This is a genomic window from Streptomyces sp. 1-11 (genome assembly GCF_007176755.1).
Lineage (GTDB): Bacteria > Actinomycetota > Actinomycetes > Streptomycetales > Streptomycetaceae > Streptomyces.
Genome location: NZ_BJTV01000006.1, coordinates 250,039 through 268,757 on the forward strand (window position 1 = coordinate 250,039; position 18,719 = coordinate 268,757).

General features: G+C 74.1%; 17 protein-coding genes. 2 read left to right on the forward strand and 15 right to left on the reverse strand.

Annotated features, from left to right (window positions below; genetic code table 11):
• Positions 1–117: 117 nt before the first annotated feature.
• Positions 118–1,560 carry an MFS transporter gene (locus tag TNCT1_RS15335; RefSeq protein WP_143632137.1) on the forward strand — a complete coding sequence of 481 codons (1,443 nt, stop codon included), beginning with the start codon at positions 118–120 and terminating at the stop codon, positions 1,558–1,560.
• Here the strand turns inward: TNCT1_RS15335 and TNCT1_RS15340 are convergent.
• The 7 genes from TNCT1_RS15340 to TNCT1_RS15370 form a co-directional block, all read right to left on the reverse strand.
• A complete protein-coding gene (locus TNCT1_RS15340) occupies positions 1,545–2,564 on the reverse strand; it encodes a S66 peptidase family protein (RefSeq protein ID WP_143632139.1) in 1,020 nt (339 codons plus the stop codon). The genes TNCT1_RS15335 and TNCT1_RS15340 overlap by 16 nt on opposite strands.
• Positions 2,565–2,606: 42 nt before the next feature.
• Positions 2,607–2,966: an MmcQ/YjbR family DNA-binding protein gene (locus TNCT1_RS15345; RefSeq protein ID WP_143632141.1), complete on the reverse strand. Its 360-nt coding sequence runs from the start codon at positions 2,964–2,966 to the stop codon at positions 2,607–2,609.
• The gene (locus TNCT1_RS15350) at positions 2,963–4,261 is read right to left on the reverse strand and encodes a hemolysin family protein (protein ID WP_143632145.1); all 1,299 of its coding nucleotides are present in this window, start codon (positions 4,259–4,261) and stop codon (positions 2,963–2,965) included. Before TNCT1_RS15350 ends, TNCT1_RS15345 begins: the two co-directional genes overlap by 4 nt.
• A 16-nt stretch (positions 4,262–4,277) precedes the next feature.
• Positions 4,278–4,775: an rRNA maturation RNase YbeY gene (ybeY, locus tag TNCT1_RS15355; RefSeq protein WP_143632148.1), complete on the reverse strand. Its 498-nt coding sequence runs from the start codon at positions 4,773–4,775 to the stop codon at positions 4,278–4,280.
• 12 nt (positions 4,776–4,787) lie between these two features.
• A complete protein-coding gene (locus tag TNCT1_RS15360) occupies positions 4,788–5,867 on the reverse strand; it encodes a PhoH family protein (RefSeq protein ID WP_143632151.1) in 1,080 nt (359 codons plus the stop codon).
• Positions 5,868–6,139: 272 nt separating this feature from the next.
• Positions 6,140–7,264: a carbohydrate kinase family protein gene (locus TNCT1_RS15365; protein ID WP_174266322.1), complete on the reverse strand. Its 1,125-nt coding sequence runs from the start codon at positions 7,262–7,264 to the stop codon at positions 6,140–6,142.
• A 278-nt stretch (positions 7,265–7,542) separates the two neighbouring features.
• Positions 7,543–8,490 (reverse strand): 5-dehydro-4-deoxyglucarate dehydratase, encoded by a 948-nt coding sequence (locus tag TNCT1_RS15370; protein WP_268894171.1) that lies wholly within the window; start codon positions 8,488–8,490, stop codon positions 7,543–7,545.
• 316 nt (positions 8,491–8,806) lie between these two features.
• Here TNCT1_RS15370 and TNCT1_RS15375 point away from each other — a divergent pair, with 316 nt between their 5' ends.
• Positions 8,807–10,096: an MFS transporter gene (locus tag TNCT1_RS15375; RefSeq protein ID WP_143632159.1), complete on the forward strand. Its 1,290-nt coding sequence runs from the start codon at positions 8,807–8,809 to the stop codon at positions 10,094–10,096.
• Here TNCT1_RS15375 and TNCT1_RS15380 read toward each other — a convergent pair.
• The 8 genes from TNCT1_RS15380 to TNCT1_RS15415 form a co-directional block, all read right to left on the reverse strand.
• Complete coding sequence (locus tag TNCT1_RS15380) at positions 10,060–11,052, reverse strand: adenosine deaminase (protein ID WP_174266305.1); 993 nt, start codon at positions 11,050–11,052, stop codon at positions 10,060–10,062. The two genes, TNCT1_RS15375 and TNCT1_RS15380, sit on opposite strands and share 37 nt — an antisense overlap.
• Positions 11,053–11,072: 20 nt before the next feature.
• Positions 11,073–11,978: a ribonuclease Z gene (locus TNCT1_RS15385; RefSeq protein ID WP_143632162.1), complete on the reverse strand. Its 906-nt coding sequence runs from the start codon at positions 11,976–11,978 to the stop codon at positions 11,073–11,075.
• A 6-nt stretch (positions 11,979–11,984) separates the two neighbouring features.
• Positions 11,985–12,338 (reverse strand): histidine triad nucleotide-binding protein, encoded by a 354-nt coding sequence (locus TNCT1_RS15390; protein WP_143632165.1) that lies wholly within the window; start codon positions 12,336–12,338, stop codon positions 11,985–11,987.
• A gap of 64 nt (positions 12,339–12,402) precedes the next feature.
• Positions 12,403–15,609: a S41 family peptidase gene (locus TNCT1_RS15395; protein WP_174266306.1), complete on the reverse strand. Its 3,207-nt coding sequence runs from the start codon at positions 15,607–15,609 to the stop codon at positions 12,403–12,405.
• Between the two features lie 60 nt (positions 15,610–15,669).
• Positions 15,670–16,224 carry a hypothetical protein gene (locus TNCT1_RS15400; RefSeq protein WP_143632170.1) on the reverse strand — a complete coding sequence of 185 codons (555 nt, stop codon included), beginning with the start codon at positions 16,222–16,224 and terminating at the stop codon, positions 15,670–15,672.
• A 90-nt stretch (positions 16,225–16,314) separates the two neighbouring features.
• Positions 16,315–16,707 (reverse strand): VOC family protein, encoded by a 393-nt coding sequence (locus TNCT1_RS15405; protein ID WP_143632172.1) that lies wholly within the window; start codon positions 16,705–16,707, stop codon positions 16,315–16,317.
• 16 nt (positions 16,708–16,723) lie between these two features.
• The gene (locus TNCT1_RS15410; protein ID WP_143632174.1) at positions 16,724–17,473 is read right to left on the reverse strand and encodes a 16S rRNA (uracil(1498)-N(3))-methyltransferase; all 750 of its coding nucleotides are present in this window, start codon (positions 17,471–17,473) and stop codon (positions 16,724–16,726) included.
• Positions 17,470–18,591 (reverse strand): nitronate monooxygenase, encoded by a 1,122-nt coding sequence (locus TNCT1_RS15415; protein ID WP_143632176.1) that lies wholly within the window; start codon positions 18,589–18,591, stop codon positions 17,470–17,472. Before TNCT1_RS15415 ends, TNCT1_RS15410 begins: the two co-directional genes overlap by 4 nt.
• Positions 18,592–18,719 lie beyond the last annotated feature (128 nt).

Here is an 18,719-nt window from a genome sequence, read left to right on the forward strand (position 1 = left end):
CTGCGTGTCGCCTCCGCAGCGGTCACGTACCGCTCCTCCCCCGTGGTGTCTGGTGGTGCCACCACCACCATAAGTTCCGACTCCCCACGCGTATTCCGCTCGCCACAAGCTCTGTCCATGGCGTTCGACACCACCACTCAGACCACCACCCCGGCCCCCGCCCCGGCCCCGGCCCCCGGCGAGCCGCTCGGCACGCCCCGGCTGTCGACGCGGGACAAGCTGGTCCTCTTCGTGCTGTGCGCGGCCCAGTTCATGGTCGCGCTGGACTTCTCCGTGCTGAACGTGGCCCTGCCGGAGCTGGGCGCGGACCTCGGGCTGAGCCGCTCCGCGCTGCAGTGGGCGGTCACCGCGTTCGCGCTGCCCTCCGGCGGCTTCCTGCTGCTGTTCGGCCGCGTCGGCGACCTGTACGGCCGCCGGAAGCTGTTCATCGCCGGCCTGGCCCTGTTCGGCGCGGCCTCCCTGCTGGCGACCCTGGCCTGGGACCCGGTGTCCTTCCTCACCGGGCGGGCGCTGCAGGGCCTCGGCGCGGCGGCGATCGTGCCCACGGGCATGTCCTTGCTCACCACCACCTTCCCGGAGGGCCCGGCCCGCGACCGCGCCCTCGGCATCTCCGGCACGCTGCTGTCGCTGGGCTTCACGGTCGGCATGGTGGCGGGCGGCGTCCTGACCGACGCGCTGGGCTGGCGCTCCACCATGGCCCTGCTCACCGTGTTCGCGCTGACCGTGCTGCCGCTGGCGCCGGGTCTGCTGCCCGAGTCACGCACCCCGGACCGCCCGCGTCTCGACGTGCCCGGCGCGGTCACCGTCACCGCCGGCCTGCTGTCGCTGATCTACGCCCTGTCCACGGCCGCCGACCGCGGCTTCGGCCGCGCCGACGTCATCGCCGCGCTGGTCGCCGGCCTGCTCCTGCTGGCCGTGTTCACGGCGGTGGAGTCCCGCTCGGCCTCCCCGCTGGTCTCCCTGCCCATGCTGCGCCGCCGCACGGTGGCGTGGGGCAACGTGGGCGGTCTGGTCACCTTCTCGATGATGTCGACGGTGGTCCTCGTGCTGACCCTGTACCTGCAGGAGACGCTGCGTCTGTCGGCCTTCGAGACGGGCCTGGTCTTCGGCTTCCAGGGCGCGCTGTCGGCCGTCGCCGGCACCCTGGCCCCCCGGGTCATCGGCCGCTTCGGCGCCCGCCGCACGCTGGTCGGCTCGCTGGCCGGGCAGGGCGCGCTGGTCGCCGCCCTGCTGCCGCTGAACGCCCACACCTGGTCGGTGTGGCCGGCCGCCGCGGCCGTGTCCCTGGCGAGCATGTGCCACCTGGGCGCGATCATCTCCTACGGCCTCACGGTCACCTCGGGCGTCCCGGACGGGGAACAGGGGCTGGCCACCGGCCTGGTGACCTCCACCCAGCAGGTGGGCATCACCGTCGGCATCCCCCTGCTGGGCGTGCTGGCCACCACCTCCGGCGACCTGCTGTCCGGCGTCCACACGGTGCTCGCGCTGGACGCGGCGATCGTGCTGAGCGCCGCCGTCCTCGTCGGACTCGGCCTGCGCCGGGGTCAGTCCAGGGTCTGAACGATCTCGCTCCGCGCGGCCGTGTGCACCACACGGCCGCGCGCGCCGTTCACCAGCGCCAGGTAGGGCGGCACGTGCCCGCACTCGACGTCGGCGACGATCGGCACCCCGAGCGGGCCGAGGGCGTCGAGGACCGCCTCGGTCTGACTGAGGGTGGGGGCGTCGGGGGCCTTGGTGCGGCCGACGAGGACGGCGGCGGCACGGTCGAAGAACCCGGCGAGCCGCATGCCGTGCAGGTTGCGGCAGATGGTGAAGGCGTTGTCCTCGCACGCCTCGACGTAGACGAGCAGATCGTCGCCCTCCGCGAAGGCCCGCGTGTCCAGCAGGCGCGTGCCCGCGACGTTGACCAGGGTCTCGATGCAGCCGCCGATCAGCCGGCCCTCGACGTCCACGTCGCCGGTGCCGTCCAGCCTGGTCCAGCCGCCGGCCGTGTCCAGGGTGAGGTCGCGGACCTCCGGGTGGAGCGCGTAGTCGTCCCAGCCGGTGCTGCGGTGGCGGCCGGGCGGGGTCTGCGCGAGCGGCTCGCCCGGCGCGGCGGTCATGACGTCCAGCCAGGACAGCAGGCCCTCGGGCGTCCGGTACGGGGTGTCCATGAGGTTGTTGCCGTGCACGGTGGCGACGCCGGTGAGCAGGGTCAGCGGGGTGATGATCGTGGAGATGTCCGACCAGCCGGCGACCCAGGTCGGCTCGGCCCGCCCGATGGCCTCGAAGTCGAGCAGGTGCAGCAGGTCGACGGCGGTCTCACCGCCCCACGGGGGCACCACGGCCCGGATCGTGGGGTCGGTCAGCATCCCGGTCAGCTCGGCGGCGCGTTCGGCGGCCGGGGCGCTGATGTGGGTCGAGCCGTCCATGCACCGGCCGACGACGACCTCGTACCCGCGCGCCTGAAGGTCGCGTACCGCCACGTCGAGCCGGCCGCGCAGCCGCTCGGGCACCCCGCTGGACGGAGAGGTCACACCGATACGGTCACCGGGGCGCAGCGGGCGCGGGTATCGAACGTCCATGCGCCGGATTCTGGCACGGCCCCCGCCGGCACCGACACGCAATTACGGCCGGTCCAGCCGCAGCCGCTCCGCCCTCGGCAGCCCGGCGACGACGAGGTCGTAGGAGTCCTCGACCATCTCCCGGACCTGCCGGTCCGGGAGGCCGGCGTCGACGGTCACGGTGTTCCAGTGGCGCTTGTTCATGTGCCGGCCGGGGACGATCAGGCCCTCGTGCTCCGCCCGCAGCCGCACCGCGTCCTCCGGGGCGCACTTGAGGTTCACCGTCAGGGGCCGCGCGCCCAGGTTCGTCAGGGCGAACATCTTGCCGAGGACCTTGAAGACGGAGGTCTCCGGGTTGAAGGGGAAGTCCTCCACGACCGCGTCGAAGGACAGGCAGAAGGCGCGCAGCTCCTTCGGGGTCACTCGGGCGTCTCCTCCTCGGCGGGCTTGCCGGCCGGCTCCACCAGCACCGTCACGATCTTGTTCCGGCGTCCGGCCGCCGCTTCGGCGGTCAGCCGCAGCCTGCGCTCGTCGGGCAGTTCGACCACGGCGGACGCGCCGGCGATGGGGACCCGGCCGAGCGCCTTGGCGAGCAGCCCGCCGACGGTCTCCACGTCCTCGTCGTCGTACTCCTCCAGGCCGTACAGCTCGCCGAGGTCGGTGATGTCCAGGCGCGCGGTGACGCGGTGGCGGTCGTCGCCGAGGTCCTCCACGGGCGGGATCTCCCGGTCGTACTCGTCGGTGATCTCGCCGACGATCTCCTCCAGGATGTCCTCGATGGTGACGATCCCGGCGGTGCCGCCGTACTCGTCGATGACCACGGCGACGTGGTTGCGCTCCTTCTGCATCTCGCGCAGCAGGTCGCCCGCGTTCTTGGTGTCGGGGACGAAGACGGCCGGGCGCATCGCGGTGGACACCAGGTCGTTCTCGGCATCGCGGCTGATGTGCGTCTTGCGGACCAGGTCCTTCAGGTACACGATGCCGACGATGTCGTCCTCGCTCTCGCCGGTGACCGGGATGCGCGAGAAGCCGGAGCGCAGGGCGAGGGTGAGCGCCTGCCGGATGGTCTTGTAGCGCTCGATGACCACCAGGTCGGTGCGCGGCACCATCACCTCGCGCACCAGGGTGTCGCCGAGTTCGAAGACCGAGTGCACCATGCGGCGCTCGTCGTCCTCGATCAGCGACTCCTGCTCGGCGAGGTCCACCATCGCGCGCAGCTCCGCCTCGGAGGCGAAGGGGCCGCGGCGGAAGCCCTTGCCGGGGGTGAGCGCGTTGCCGATGAGGATCAGCAGCGACGGGACGGGGCCCATGACGCGGGCCAGCGGCAGCAGCACGTAGGCGGCCGCCGTCGCGGTGTTCAGCGGGTGCTGGCGGCCGATGGTGCGCGGGGAGACGCCGACGGCGACGTACGACACCAGCACCATGACGCCGATGGCGATCAGCAGGGCCTGCCAGGTGGCGGTGAACTCCTGCAGGCAGGCGTAGGTCACCAGGGCCGCGGCCGCCATCTCGCAGGCGACGCGGACCAGCAGGGCCACGTTCAGGTAGCGGGTGGGGTCGGCGGCGACCTGGGCCAGCCGGGCGCTGCCGCGCCGGCCGGACTTCACGGCCTCCTCGGCCCGGAAGCTGGAGACGCGCGCGATGCCCGCCTCGGCGCAGGCGGCCAGCCAGGCGACGACGACCAGCGCGATCGCGCCGGTCACGATCTGCGGATTCATGCGTTGACCGGCCCGCCTACGAGACGGTCGGCGCCGGGGACGGCCCGGTCAGACCCCGCTCGGACCGCCACCCGTCGACGATGGCGGCCTGCAGCCCGAACATCTCGGCCTTCTCGTCGGGTTCCTCGTGGTCGTACCCGAGCAGGTGCAGCACGCCGTGGACGGTGAGCAACTGCAGCTCCTCGTCCATGGAGTGCCGCGTCGGCGCTTCCTCGCCCTGCTTCTTGGCGACCTCCGGGCACAGCACGATGTCGCCGAGCAGCCCCTGCGGCGGCTCGTCGTCGTCCTTCGACGGCGGCCGCAGCTCGTCCATCGGGAACGACATGACATCGGTGGGCCCGGGCAGGTCCATCCACTGGATGTGCAGCTGCTCCATGGCGTCGGCGTCCACGACGATCACCGAGAGCTCGGAGAGCGGGTGGATGCGCATCCGTGCGAGGGCGTAGCGGGCGATGTCGAGGATCGCCTGCTCGTCGACCTCGGTTCCGGACTCGTTGTTGACGTCGATCGACATGGGCGTGCTGGTCTACTTCCCCTTGGGACCCTTGGCGCCGGTCCTGCCACGGCCGCCCTGGTGGGTGCCGTTCTCGGTGCCGTGCTTGCTGTCGTACATCTCGTACGCGTCGACGATACGGCCCACCAGCTTGTGCCGGACGACATCCTGGGACGACAGCCGGGAGAAGTGGACGTCCTCGACGCCCTCCAGGATCTCCTGCACCTGCCGCAGACCGCTCTTGGTCCCGTTCGGCAGGTCGACCTGGGTGACGTCACCGGTGATCACGATCTTCGAGTCGAAGCCGAGCCGGGTGAGGAACATCTTCATCTGCTCGGGCGAGGTGTTCTGGGCCTCGTCCAGGATGATGAAGGCGTCGTTGAGCGTACGGCCGCGCATGTACGCCAGCGGAGCCACCTCGATGGTCCCGGCGGCCATCAGGCGCGGGATCGAGTCCGGGTCGAGCATGTCGTGCAGCGCGTCGTACAGCGGGCGCAGGTAGGGGTCGATCTTCTCGTACAGCGTGCCGGGCAGGAAGCCGAGCCGCTCGCCCGCCTCCACCGCCGGGCGGGTCAGGATGATCCGGTTGACCTGCTTGGACTGCAGGGCCTGGACCGCCTTGGCCATGGCCAGGTAGGTCTTGCCGGTACCGGCGGGGCCGATGCCGAAGACGATCGTGTGCTTGTCGATCGCGTCGACGTACCGCTTCTGGTTGAGCGTCTTGGGCCGGATCGTGCGGCCCCGCGAGGACAGGATGTTCTGCGTCAGCACCTCGGCCGGGGTCTCCGGGCCGTCGCTCGTCCCGTTCTCGCTCGCCTTGAGCATGGCGATCGAGCGTTCCACTGCGTCCTCCGTCATCGGCTGCCCGGTGCGGAGCACCAGCATCATCTCGTCGAACACGCGTGAGATCAGGGCGACGTCCGCGGGATCGCCGACCGCGCTGATCTCATTGCCCCGGACGTGTATGTCGGCCGCCGGGAAGGCCTTCTCGATCACGCGCAGGAGGGAGTCGCCGGAGCCCAGCACGGTCACCATGGGGTGCTGGGCGGGGACGGTGAGCTGCGCTCTCGCCTGCTCCCGCGCGGGGATGTGAGCATGGGGTGTCTGAGTCATGGGCCGGCGCTTAAGGCCTGCGGTTCCTCCTCGTCACGGCCGCGTAGCTGAGGGCGGCCTCGCACTGTCAAGAGTACGACGGGCCACCGACAACGCCGTAGGGCTTTTCCATGAGCGGGCGGCGCCTTCGGCGGGCCCGGAGCGGAAGCGGATCCGCGGCGGCGGGGCGGCGGATCCGCGGCGGCCGGACGTCCTCGCGGCCGCGCCGCCCGCACGAGCCCGCGCCGACCGCGGTCAGACCGGGGCGGGGTGTGGGCCGTAGTCCCGCGCCGTCACGCCGAACGGCCGAACCCGATCGTCGGCACCGCCCGTCGCAGCGGCCAGGGCCGGTCCAGTTCCTCGGGCACCAGCCCCTCCAGGAAGCCGTAGCGGCGCAGCGCCTCCGGGTCCTGGCCCGGCACCGACTGGACGCGGCGCCACCAGGCCCCGATCTCGGACCACCCGGGCGCCGACAGCGAGCCCCCGAACTCCTGCACGGACAGCGCCGCGGTGAGCCCGGCGAGCGCGAGCCGGTCGGCGAGCGGCCAGCCCGCCAGGGTCCCCGTGACGAACCCGGCCACAAACACGTCCCCGGCCCCGGTGGGGTCGAGCGCCTCCACGGCGATCGCCGGCACCTCCGCCGACTCCCCCGTGCGGCGGTCCACGGCGTACGCCCCGTCCGAGCCGAGGGTGACGACGGCCACGGGGACGTACTCGGTCAGCGCGTGCGCGGCCGCGCGCGGGCAGTCGGCCCCGGTGTACCGCATCGCCTCCGCCGCGTTGGGCAGGAACGCCTCGCAGTGCCCGAGATCGGGGAGCCCGGCCAGGTCCCAGGCCCCGGTCTCGTCCCAGCCGACGTCGGCGAAGATCCGGGTGCCCGCGCGGGCGGCCTCCGCGATCCAGGGGGAGCGCTTGCCCGGGGCCAGCGAGGCGACGGCGGCCCGCGCGCGCGGCGGGAAGTCCGGGGCGGGTTCCTCGGGGGGCGGTTCGTGGCCGTGGGAGACCATCGTCCGCTCGCCCTCGTACGCCATGGAGACGGTGACCGGCGAGTGCCAGCCGGGCACGCTGCGGGAGGGCGCGAGGTCGATGCCCTCGCCCCGGGCGAGGGCATCCCAGCAGTACTCGCCGTAGTGGTCGTCGCCGAACGCGGCGGCCAGCGAGGTCCGCAGGCCGAGCCGGGCGAGCGCGGTGGCCATGTTGGCGACCCCGCCGGGACTGGAGCCCATCCCCCGGGCCCAGGACTCGGTGCCGCGCACGGGCGCCGAGTCCAGGCCGGTGAAGACGATGTCGAGGAAGACGGTGCCCGTGAGGTACACGTCCCAGGGCGGGTCGCCGGGTGCACGGAGCGCGGCGAGCGGGTCGACCTGGGCCTGGCAGCGCGCTGCCTGTGTGAGGTGTTCGGGTTCCTCTCCGGCGATCGTGCTGGACGGAGTCACGGTGCGCTCCCTGAGCTGGTGCGGATCTGGCCAGTGTGCACCACTTCCCGCCAGGGCCACGGCCACTCCGTACCGGCTGCGGCGTCAGCGCCGGCGCCTCACCGGCGGGGCCCGCCGGCGTCCACGGCGCCCCTCGTGCGGCTCTCACCCGCGGGGGCGTCCAGCGCGAGGCGGGCGTTCACATAGATGGCCGGGCGCCCAGTGGCCGGGCGACCGGCCGGTTCCGGGGCAGTCGGCGTCGGCGTGCATCCCGCCGGGGGTCACAAGGAGGCTCCCACCAGAGCGAGTCCGGCGGCGAGCAGGGTCCTCAGCTCGGCGAGGTCGGCGGGCGCGGGGTCGGTGAGCGGGGCCCGGACCGGGCCGACGCGCTCCCCGCGCAGCCGGGCCGCCGCCTTCACCAGGGACACCGGGTAACCGGGGACGCGGTCGCGGAGTTCGACCAGCGGGACGTAGAAGTCGCGCAGCAGTCTCCCGGTCGTGGCGTGGTCCTCGTCCCGCAGCGCGGCGAAGAACGCGCCGGCGATCTCGGGGGCGAAGGCGTGCACCGCCGAGGAGTAGGCCGGTACGCCGACGGTGGCGTAGGCGCGGGCCTGCATCTCGGCCGTGGCGGCGCCGTTGAAGAACAGGAAGTCCTCCGGGGCGGCGAGGGTCAGGCGCTGGAGGCGGTCGAGGTCGCTGTGGCCGTCCTTCAGGCCGATGACGTTCGGGACGCGCGCGATGCGGCGCAGCGTGGCCGCGGTGTAGGCGACCTGGCCGCGCTGGTAGGCGACGACCGGCAGCCGGGTGCGGGCCGCGAGCTGCTCGAGCTGGACGGCGAGGCCCTCCTGCGGCGCGGCGACGAGGTAGTGCGGCAGCACGAGCAGGGCGTCGGCGCCGGCCTCCTCGGCGATCCGCGCGAACCGGGCGGCCTGGGCCCAGCCGTACCCGGTGCCGGCGACCACGGGCACCCGGCCCCGCGCCTCCTCGACGGCGATGGTGACGACCTGCCGGTACTCCTCCTCGTCGAGGGAGAAGAACTCCCCGGTGCCGCAGGCCGGGAAGACGGCTCCCGGCCCGGCGGCGAGCCGGGCCGCCAGGTGCGCGCGACAGCCGTCCGGGTCGAGGGTGCCGTCGTCGTGGAAGGCGGTGAGCGGGAACGACAGCACGCCGCGCGCCATGCCCTCCCGCAGTCGCCGCGCCACGTGCCGCGGGCTTCGGTCGCCACTCACCAGACATCTCCCCTTGTGAACGTCGTCCATGTATGAGAACAGAGGCTAGATACACGAACAGAGAGCCGTCAATGGCGCCGCGGAGAGTCGGGCGACGGCAGGGCGGTGGCAGGGCCGTCCGGCGCGAGGAAAATGCAAGCTGCTACCCGCGATCGTCCGGACCAAACACAGCAGTGATCCAGATCACACCTGCCGATCTTCATCTGGAACCGCGTGCTTGATACAACTTGCTCGCGCGTTCCCGTCCGTCGACGGCCGTCGCCCTCCCCTCTCCCCCGGCTCTCGAGCCGCTCCTCCGCCTGCCCTGGGAACGCCCGTGTCCGCCCCCCGCTCCATGCCCTGGCCCCTCGTCGCCCTTTTCACGGCCGGGTACCTCGCCCCGTATCTGCTGCCGACCACGGTCGGCCGGCTGGACACCGGGCTTCCGCTCACCACCACCGAGGCCGGGGCGGTCGGCAGTGCCCTGCTGCTGAGTTCGGCGGCCGCCGGCTTCCTGCTGGCCTCCCGGGTCGAACGGGCCGGCGCCCGCGGCCTGGCCCGGCTCGGGCTCACGCTCGCCGCCCTCGGCTACGGCGGGGCCGCGCTCAGCGGGGTCGTGCCGGCCGTCGTCGTGGGCGTGCTCCTCGGCGGCTTCGGCTCCGGCACGGTCACGGCGGTCGCCGCCGGCGGCATCGCGGCCCAGCGTGACCCGCACCGGACCACCACATTCGGCCTGCTCGGCGTCTCCGCGCTCGCCGGCGTGCTCTATCTGACGATCCCCCACCTCGGCCCCGGCCACGGCCTGCCGCTCGCCGCGATCGCGCTGACCGCGCTCGCGGTGTGGCCGCTCACCGGGCGGCTGCCCGGCGCCACGGCCCCGGCCCGCCGCCCGGCGGGCGGCGGCGCCCGGCTGCCCCACCGGCGGGCCGGGCTGCTGCTCGCGGCGGCCATGCCCTGCTGGTCGCTGGCGCAGAACGCGCTCTGGGGCGTCAGCGGACGCATCGGGCTCGGCCAGGCCCACCTGACCGAGGTCACCGTCGGCGCGGTGTTCGCCGTCGCGCTCGGCGCCGGGCTGGTCGGCGTGCTGGGCGCCGGGGCGCTCGGACCGCGCCTCGGCCGGGCCGTGCCGATCGGCGCGGGCACGGCCCTCATCGCGGGCTGCATCGTGCTCAGCGCCTCGGCGACCGGCCTGCCGGCCTTCGCGGCGGGCGAGATCTCCTGGAACCTGCTCTACCCGGTCGTGCTGTCGTACGTCATCGGCCTGGCCGCCTCCCTGGACCCGCGGGGCCGCTGGGCGGTGCTGGTTGGCTCGGCGGCTTCGCTGGGCACCGCGGCGGGCCCGCTGACCGGGAGCGTGCTGGCGGCCGGGGCGGGCTTCCCGGTCATGGGCCGGGTCCTGGCCGCCGGCCTGCTGGCGATCGCGGTGCCGATGACGGCGGTGGCCCTGCGCGCGGGCCGGCAGCCGCTGCCGGTGGCCAAGATCCCCGTGGTGGAGATCCCGGTCGTGGAGAGCCCCGTGTCCGAGATCCCGGTCGTGGAGATCCCCGTGGAGGCTCCGGCCCCGGCCGCGCAGGGGGCGTACGGCACCGCCTATCCGAACTCGTACGCCTCCACCTCGGCCAGGTAGCGGGCCCGGCGCTCCTCGTCGTCCTCCAGGAAGGAGGCGAGGAAGGAGTTGCGGGCCAGTTCCCTGAGCCGCTCGTCGCCGAGGCCCAGCGCCGAGCGCACCGCGTCGAAGTTGTCGCCCGCGTACCCGCCGAAGTAGGCCGGGTCGTCGGAGTTGACCGTGCACCGCAGCCCGGCGTCCAGCATGGCGGGCAGCGGGTGCTCGGCGAGCACGTCCACCGCGCGCAGCCGGACGTTGGACAGCGGGCACAGGGTCAGCGGAATCCGGTCCCGGACCAGCCGCTCGACCAGCGCGGGGTCCTCCAGGCAGCGCAGGCCGTGGTCGACGCGCTCCACGCCGAGCACGTCCAGGGCCTCGGTGATGTACTCCGGCGGTCCCTCCTCACCGGCGTGCGCCACCCGGCGCAGCCCGAGCGCGGCGGCGGCCTCGTACACCTCGCGGAACTTCACCGGCGGGTGGCCGACCTCGGCGGAGTCGAGGCCGACGCCGGTGATCCGGTCCAGGTAGGGCCTGGCCGCGTCCAGGGTCGCGAGCGCCGACTCGGCGGACTCGTCGCGCAGGAAGCACATGATCAGCCGGGTGGAGACGCCGTGGTTCTCCTCGCTGCGGCCGAGCGCCCGCCACAGCCCCTCCACGACGGTGCCCATGTCCAGTCCCCGGGCGAGGTGGGCCTGCGGGTCGAAGAAGATCTCCGCGTGGCGGACGCCCTGCGCGGCGGCGCGGGCGAGGTAGGCGTCGGCCAGGTCCGCGAAGTCCTGCTCGGTGCGCAGCACGGCCATCAGCTCGTAGTACAGGTTCAGGAAGGACTGCAGATCCTCGAACCGGTATGCCTCGCGGAGCTGTTCGGTGTCGGCGTAGGGCAGTTCGACACCGTTGCGGGCGGCCAGCTCGAACGCCAGCTCGGGCTCCAGTGTGCCTTCGATATGCAGGTGCAGTTCTGCTTTGGGGAGGGGCATCAAAGCATCGTACGGGGGGTTTATCTCCGTTTCGGAACCGGCACCCGCAGCAGGTCGTAGGCCACGGTCAGCTCGCCCTCGAACCCTGCGGCCCGTGCCTGCCGTTCGAACTCCGCCGGGTCGGAGTAGCGCTGGCTGAAGTGGGTGAGGACGAGGTGCCGCACCCCGGCGTCGCGTGCCGCGGCCGCCGCCTGGCCGGCCGTCAGATGGCCGTGGTCCGCCGCCAGCGCCGCGTCCTCGTCGAGGAACGTGGACTCGATGACGAGCAGGTCGCAGCCCTCGGCGAGGGCGTGCACGCCGTCGCACAGCCGGGTGTCCATGACGAACGCGAACCGCTGCCCGCGCCGCACCTCGCTGACGTCCGCCAGCGTCACGTCCCCGAGCCGGCCCTCGCGCTGGAGGCGGCCGACGCCCGGGCCCGCGATGCCGTGCGCGGCGAGGGCGGCGGGCAGCATCCGGCGGCCGTCGGGCTCGGTCAGCCGGTAGCCGTAGGACTCGACGGGGTGCGACAGCCTCCGGGCCTCCAGCGTGTACGACGGCGTCGCGGCGAGCACGCCGTCGGCGGCGACCGGGGCCTCGGTGAGGCGGACCGTCTCCCGGTAGGCGGTCGCATACCGCAGCCGGTCGAAGAAGCGCTGGCCGGAGCGCGGGTAGTGCGCGGTCACCTCGTGCGGCACCTGGTCGAGGTTGATCCGCTGGATCACTCCGGCCAGGCCGAGGGAGTGGTCGCCGTGGAAGTGCGTGACGCAGATCCGGTCGAGGTCGTGGGCGGCGACCCCGGCGCGCAGCATCTGCCGCTGGGTGCCCTCGCCGGGGTCGAACAGGATGCCCTCGCCGTCCCAGCGGAGCAGGTAGCCGTTGTGGTTGCGGTGCCGGGTCGGGACCTGGCTCGCGGTGCCGAGGACGACGAACTCACGGACGGACATGGCCGGTTATCCGGGGGGCCATTCCAGCCCACGGCCGCCGAGGACGTGCGCGTGGGCGTGCCAGACGGTCTGGCCGGCGCCGCTGCCGGTGTTGAAGACGACGCGGTAGCTGTCCAGCTTCTCCTCGTCGGCGACGGCCTGCGTCTCGGCGAGCACGTCGGCGGCGAGCCCCGGGGCGCCTGCGGCGAGTTCGGCCGCGTTCTTGTAGTGGGCCTTGGGGATCACCAGGACGTGGGTGGGGGCCTGCGGGTTTATGTCCCGGAAGGCGACGGTGGTCTCGGTCTCGCGGACGACCGTCGCCGGGATGGCCCCCGCGACGATCTTGCAGAACAGGCAGTCGTCCTGCGGTTCCCCTGCCATGCGTGTGACTCCTCACGCCGGTGATCGGTACCGGGGCATCGTATCGGGGGCGCCGGGGAACCGGTCACGGCAGTTCCGGCGGCGTCCTGGCCGGTGTGGCCTCCAGCGCCTGGAGCGCCAGCCTGATCGCCTCGTCGAGCTGGGGGTCGCGGCCCGCCGCGTGGTCCTGCGGACGCTGGACGACCTCGACGTCCGGCTCGACGCCGTGGTTCTCCACGCCCCAGCCGGCGCCCTCCAGCCAGAACGCGTACTTCGGCTGGGTGATCAGGGTGCCGTCGACCAGACGGTAGCGGCTGTCGATGCCGATGACACCGCCCCAGGTGCGGGTGCCGACCACGGGGCCGATCCCCAGGGCGCGGATCGCCGCGTTGACGATGTCCCCGTCGGAGCCGGAGAACTCGTTGGCGACGGCGACGACCGGTCCGCGCGGGGCGTCCCTCGGGTAGCTCTCGGGCCGCATCCCGCGCGGCAGGTCCCAGCCGACGACCCGCCGGGCCAGCTTCTCCACGACGAGCTGCGAGGTGTGGCCGCCGCGGTTCTCCCGGACGTCCACGACCAGCCCCTCGCGGGCCACCTCGACGCGCAGGTCGCGGTGGATCTGGGCCCAGCCGGGCGCCTGCATGTCGGGCACGTGCAGATAGCCGAGCCGGCCGCCGGACCGCTCGTGGACGTGGGCGCGGCGGCCGGCCACCCAGTCGTGGTAGCGCAGCGGCTCCTCGTCCGCGAGCGGGACCACGACCACGTGCCGCAGATCGCCGCCGCCGGCCGGCGAGACGGTCAGCTCCACGGGCTTGCCGGCCGTGCCGACCAGCAGCGGGCCGGGGCCGGTGACCGGGTCGACCGGCTGCCCTCCGACCGCGACGATCGCGTCGCCCGGGCGCACGGCGACCCCGGGCGCGGCCAGCGGGGAGCGGGCGGCCGGGTCCGAGGTCTCCGAGGGCAGGACGCGGTCGACCCGCCAGCCGCCGTCCTGGTGGCGGGAGATGTCGGCGCCGAGCAGCCCCTGCCGGGCGCCGTCGCCGTAGCCGCCGCGCGGGGTGACGTAGGCGTGCGAGGTGCCGAGTTCGCCCTGCACCTCCCACAGCAGGTCCACCAGGTCGTCGTGGGCGCCGAGGCGGTCGAGGAGGGGCCGGTAGCGGTCGAGGACGCCGTCCCAGTCGACGCCGCCCATGTCGGGCCGCCAGAAGTTGTCCCGCATGATCCGGCCCGTCTCGTCGTACATCTGCCGCCATTCGGCGAGCGGGTCGACGGTCTGCCGGATCCGGGTCAGGTCCACGGCGATGTTCGACTCGCCGTCCTCGTCGTCGGCGGCGTGCCGGTCGGAGGGCACGACCCGCAGCCGGCCGTCGCTCCACAGCAGCACCCGCCTGCCGTCGCCGCTGACCTCGAAGTGGTCGGCGTCGGCGGCGAGGTGTTCAAGGCGCCGCTGGGCGAGGTCGTAGCGCTCCAGCCGGGTCCTCGGGTCGGGGGCGTCGGGCGTGGCGCGGCCCGCGCCGAGGACGCCGCGCACCGGGTGGCGCAGCCAGAGCAGCCCGTCCCTGGCCGCGCGCAGGTTGGAGTAGCGGGCGGCCTCGACCGGGAAGGGCACGATGCGGTCGGCGAGACCGTCGAGGTCGATCCGGGTCGCGGGGGCGCCCTCGCTGTCCGGTGTCTCGTCCTTGTCGGGGGCGCCGAAGGGCCGGCCGTGCCGCTGCGGCCCGAACGGGGACGGGGTGGTCGCGGAGAGGGTGATCAGGTACGGGCGGGTGCCCTCCACGAAGGCCAGGTCGAAGACGTGCTCGTCGTAGACCGGGTCGAAGGAGCGGCTGGAGAGGAAGGCGAGGTGCCTGCCGTCCAGGGTGAAGGCGGGCGCGTGGTCCTGGAAGCGCAGCGGGGTCGCCTCGGTGACCGACAGGTCGGTGGTGTTGGCGAGGCGGAGCTGGGAGAGCGGGCGGGGGCCGGGGTGGGCCCAGGCCAGCCAGCCGGAGTCGGGCGAGAAGGCGAGGTCGTGGACGTCGCCGTGTTCGCTGCGGGTGACCTCGCGGACCTCGCCGGTCTCCCGTTCGACCAGCAGCAGCCGCCCGTCGTGCGAGGCGACGGCGGCCCGGCTGCCGTCGGGCGCCATGGCCAGCTCCAGGACGCGGCCGAGCTGCCCGGCGGCGAGCCGGCGCGGGGGCGTGCCGAGGGCGGCGCCGGTGGCGGGCGCGAACTCCAGGGCGTCCTCGCCCTCGGCGTCCGTCACCCACACCGCCCACTCCTCGCCCTCGGAGCGGAAGGCGCGCGGCAGCCGGGTCCGCACGCCCGGCTGGGCGGCGAGCGCGCGGGCGGGCCCGGAGCGGTGGGTCACCCAGTGGACGGCGCCGCGCACCGCGACGACGCTGCCGCGCGCGGTGTGGTCGGGGGCGCCGGAGCCGAACCAGTGCGAGGCGTTCACCGGGAACGGCTGGAGGTCCACGCGCGGCCCGCCGAGCCGGATGTCCAGCCGGCGCGGTTCGGCGCCGTCGAGGTCGTCCAGCAGCCAGAGTTCACCGGCGCTCGAGTAGACGACCCGGGTGCCGTCGGTGGCGGCGTGCCGGGCGTAGAAGCCCTCCAGCGGGGTGTGCCGGCGCAGGTCGGAGCCGTCGGCGAGGGAGGAGTAGAGCGCGCCGGTGCCCTCGTGGTCGGAGAGGAACGCGATCCGGTCGCCGGCCCACAGCGGGTACTCGACGTTGCCGTCCAACTCCTCGTGCAGCCGGGTGAACTCGCCGTCGCCCGCCAGGTCGATCCACAGCTTGCCCGCCGTGCCGCCCCGGTACCGCTTCCACCAGGCGGCCTCGCGGCCCATCGGGGCGGACAGCAGCACGGTGTGCGGGCCGTGGGCGACGGCGCCGACCGGCCCGTACGGCAGGGTGGCGGCCGGTCCGCCGTCGAGCGGGACGGCCCGGGCCCAGCTGCGGCGCAGGCTCGCCTGGCCCTGGGTGCTGAGCGCGAGCACCTCGCCGTCCTCGGTCCAGCCGCGCACCTGGGTCCGCGGGCTGCCCCAGTGCGTCAGCCGCCTGGCGGGGCCGCCGGCCACCGGGGCGAGGTGCACCTCGGGGGCGCCGTCGCGGGTGGAGGTCCAGGCCACGGCGGTGCCGTCGGGCGAGATGCGGGGGTGGTCGACGGGCACGTTGTCGGCGCTGACCCGCCAGGCGCGGCCGCCGTCGAGGGGGGCCAGCCAGACGTCGTCCTCGGCGACGAACGTCACCAGGTCGCCGTGCGGGTGCGGGAATCGGAGATAGCCGGAGGATGCCGTCGGAGCTCCCTGAGTCACCCCGTCACTGTACGCAGCCACCGGTGTCCTCCGGGCCGGTTCCGATCACCTGCCCCGCACTCACTTGCCCTCCACGGGCCAGCAACTGGGGTCCTTCCTGCACCAGATGGTGCGCGTCACCGTCACGGTCACCGTCGGCTGCCCGCCCCGCCGGGTGGGCGGCCGGTATGTCGGTCCCGGGGTGGCGTCGCAGTCGCCGAGCCCGCTGACGCGGAAGACCTGGCGGCCGCCGACCGTGCCCGTGAGGTCCCCGCGCACACAGGCCCCGTCGACGGCCCGGGTCACCTTGCCCTTGACGGTGATCTCCCGCCCGTCCTTGGTCCGGCCCTGGCAGTCGACGGAGACGACGGTGCTCTCGGAGGGCGAGGGTGAACCGCCCGGCGTCCGGACGCCCTTGTCGCCGTAGGCACCGGTGCAGGTGAGCCAGCTCACGTCCACGTGCCGTCGTCTCAGCTCGGCGGTCGCGGTGCCGTCGGTGGTGTACGCGGCCGAGGCCGAGCTCAGGTCGCCCGGCTGACACGCCACCACCGCGCCCGCGCCCAGCAGCACGAGCCCCGCCACGGTCACGCCGCGCACGGCCCGCGGCCGGCGCCAGATCCGCCTCGATGCCCCCATGCACGGCAGCGTGCCACCACCGTCCCCGGTGCGGAAGGGCGCTTACGGCCACTCACCCGTTCGGGCAGCGGCGGCCCCGCTCCCGTGGCGTCAGCCGCGCAGCAGGAGCCACTCCTGGAGTTCCACCAGGTTGCCCTCGGGGTCCTTGAGATGGGCCACCCGCATGCGGTCGGTCATCGGGGCCGGGCCGTGCAGCACGGTCGCGCCCCGTGCGGTGATCTCCGCGCAGTACGCGTCGAGGTCGTCCACGCGCAGCACGACCAGGGAGCGGTGGCCGGTGGCGGTCTCACCGGTCTCCGCGAGGACGCCGGCCATCATGGCGCGGTCCTGCAGCGCGATCCCGGCGGAGCCGGCGTGCGGGCTGAACTTCTCGTACGGCCCCTCGCCGGTGCCGGACTGCGGCCTGAGGCCGAGGACTTCGCCGTAGAAGCGGTAGCAGGCGGCGAAGTCGGTGACGAGGAGCCGGACTTGGGCGAGTTCCACGGTGTACCCCCAGCGGTCAGGACCAGCGGCCGGTGCGGCCCAGCAGCAGGGCCGCGGCGGCGGTGCCGGCGGTGGACGTGCGCAGCACCGTGGGCCCCAGCACGTACGGCTTGGCGCCCGCCTCCTCGAAGAGGGCCAACTCGTCGCGGGCCACGCCTCCTTCGGGTCCCACGACCAGCACGATCTCGCCCCGTGCGGGGAGTTCGGCGGTGGCGAGAGGGGCGCTGACGTGCTCGAAGTCGGAGTGGAGCACGGCGGCGAAGTCGGCCGCGGCGAGGAGAGCGGCGACCTGTCTGGTCGTCGCCGCGTCCGCGACCTCGGGGAAGCGGAGGCGGCGGGACTGCTTGCCGGCCTCGCGGGCGGTGGCCCGCCACTTGCCGAGGGCCTTCAGCCCGCGGTCGCCCCGCCACTGGGTGATGCAGCGGGCGGCCTGCCAGGGCACGATCGCGTCGACGCCGACCTCGGTCATGGTCTCGACGGCGAGCTCGCCCCGGTCGCCCTTGGGCAGGGCCTGGACGACGGTGATGCGCGGGGCCGGTTCGGGTTCCTCCGCGACCGTGCCCATGCGGACGATCAGCCGGTCCTTGCCCTCGGTGCCGGTCACCTCGCACACCGCGTACCGGCCGGCGCCGTCGGTGAGGACGACCTCCTCGCCGGCCTGGAGCCGCTTCACGGAGACGGCGTGGCGTCCCTCGGGGCCGTCCAGGACGTAGTGGCCGCCGTCCCCGGCGTCGAAGTGCCCGACGACGAACACGGGGGCGGTCATCGCGCGTCACCCCCGGCCGACAACGCTGTCCGGGCCTCGGCGAGTTCGGCGGCCAGCACTTCCACGAGCTGCCCGGCCGGCAGCTCCCGGGCCAGCCGGTGGCCCTGCCCCGCCCACAGCGCCATGCCCTGCGCGTCACCGGCCTTGGCGGCAGCCCTGCGCAGCGGCGCCGTCACGTGGTGGACCTCGGGGTAGGCGGCGGGGGCGTAGGGGCCGTGCTCGCGCAGGAAGCGGTTGACCAGACCGCGCGCCGGGCGGCCGGAGAAGGCGCGGGTCAGTTCGGTGCGCGCGAACAGGGGGTTGGTCAGGGCCTGCTTGTACAGGTCGGGGGCGCCGGACTCCGGGGTGGCGAGGAACGCGGTGCCGAGCTGGGCGGCGCTCGCGCCCGCGGCGAGGACGGCGGCGATCTGGCCGCCGCGCATGATGCCGCCGGCGGCGACGACCGGGATGCGCACCGCCTCGCGGACCAGCGCGAGCAGTGCCAGCAGTCCGAGGCCGGAGCCGTCGTTCTCGGGGACGTCCCGGTGGGTGCCCTGGTGTCCGCCGGCCTCCACGCCCTGCGCGATCACCGCGTCCGCCCCGGCCCGCTCGACCGCGCGCGCCTCCTCCGCGGTGGTGGCGGCGACCAGGGTGTACGTGCCGGCGCGGCGCAGGGAGTCGATGACCTCGCGGTCGGGGACGCCGAAGTGGAACGAGACCACCGGCACCGGGTTGTCGAGCAGCACGGCGAGCTTGGCGTCGTAGCCGTCGTCCCGGCCGCTGTCCGGGTCGCCCAGCTCGGTCTCGTACCAGGCGGCCTCACCGGCGAGCTGGTGGGTGTAGACCTCGACGGCGCCCGCGTCGAAGGGCGCGGCGCCGGCCGCCGCTGCGGAGCCGCTGCCCGCGCCGGGGTGCTCGGGCTGCGGCACGAAGAGGTTCACGCCGAAAGGCCGTGCGGTCAGCCCCCGGAGCTGTTTGATCTCCTGGTACATGCCGTCGGCGGTCTTGTACCCGGCGGCGAGGAACCCGAGCCCGCCCGCCTCGGACACGGCCGCGGCGAGCTGGGGCACGGAGACCCCGCCCGCCATCGGAGCCTGCACGATCGGCTGGGGGACGAGATCGGTCAGCGCGGAGGACATGCCCGCATGTTGTCACGTCCTGGGGGGAGCTCCGAATCGGGTCGTATCCCCGCTGGCACATGCCACTTTCCAGCCCCCGAGCCGGTCCCCTGCGGCACAGCCGCTTTCCAGCTCCCGAGCCGGTCCCC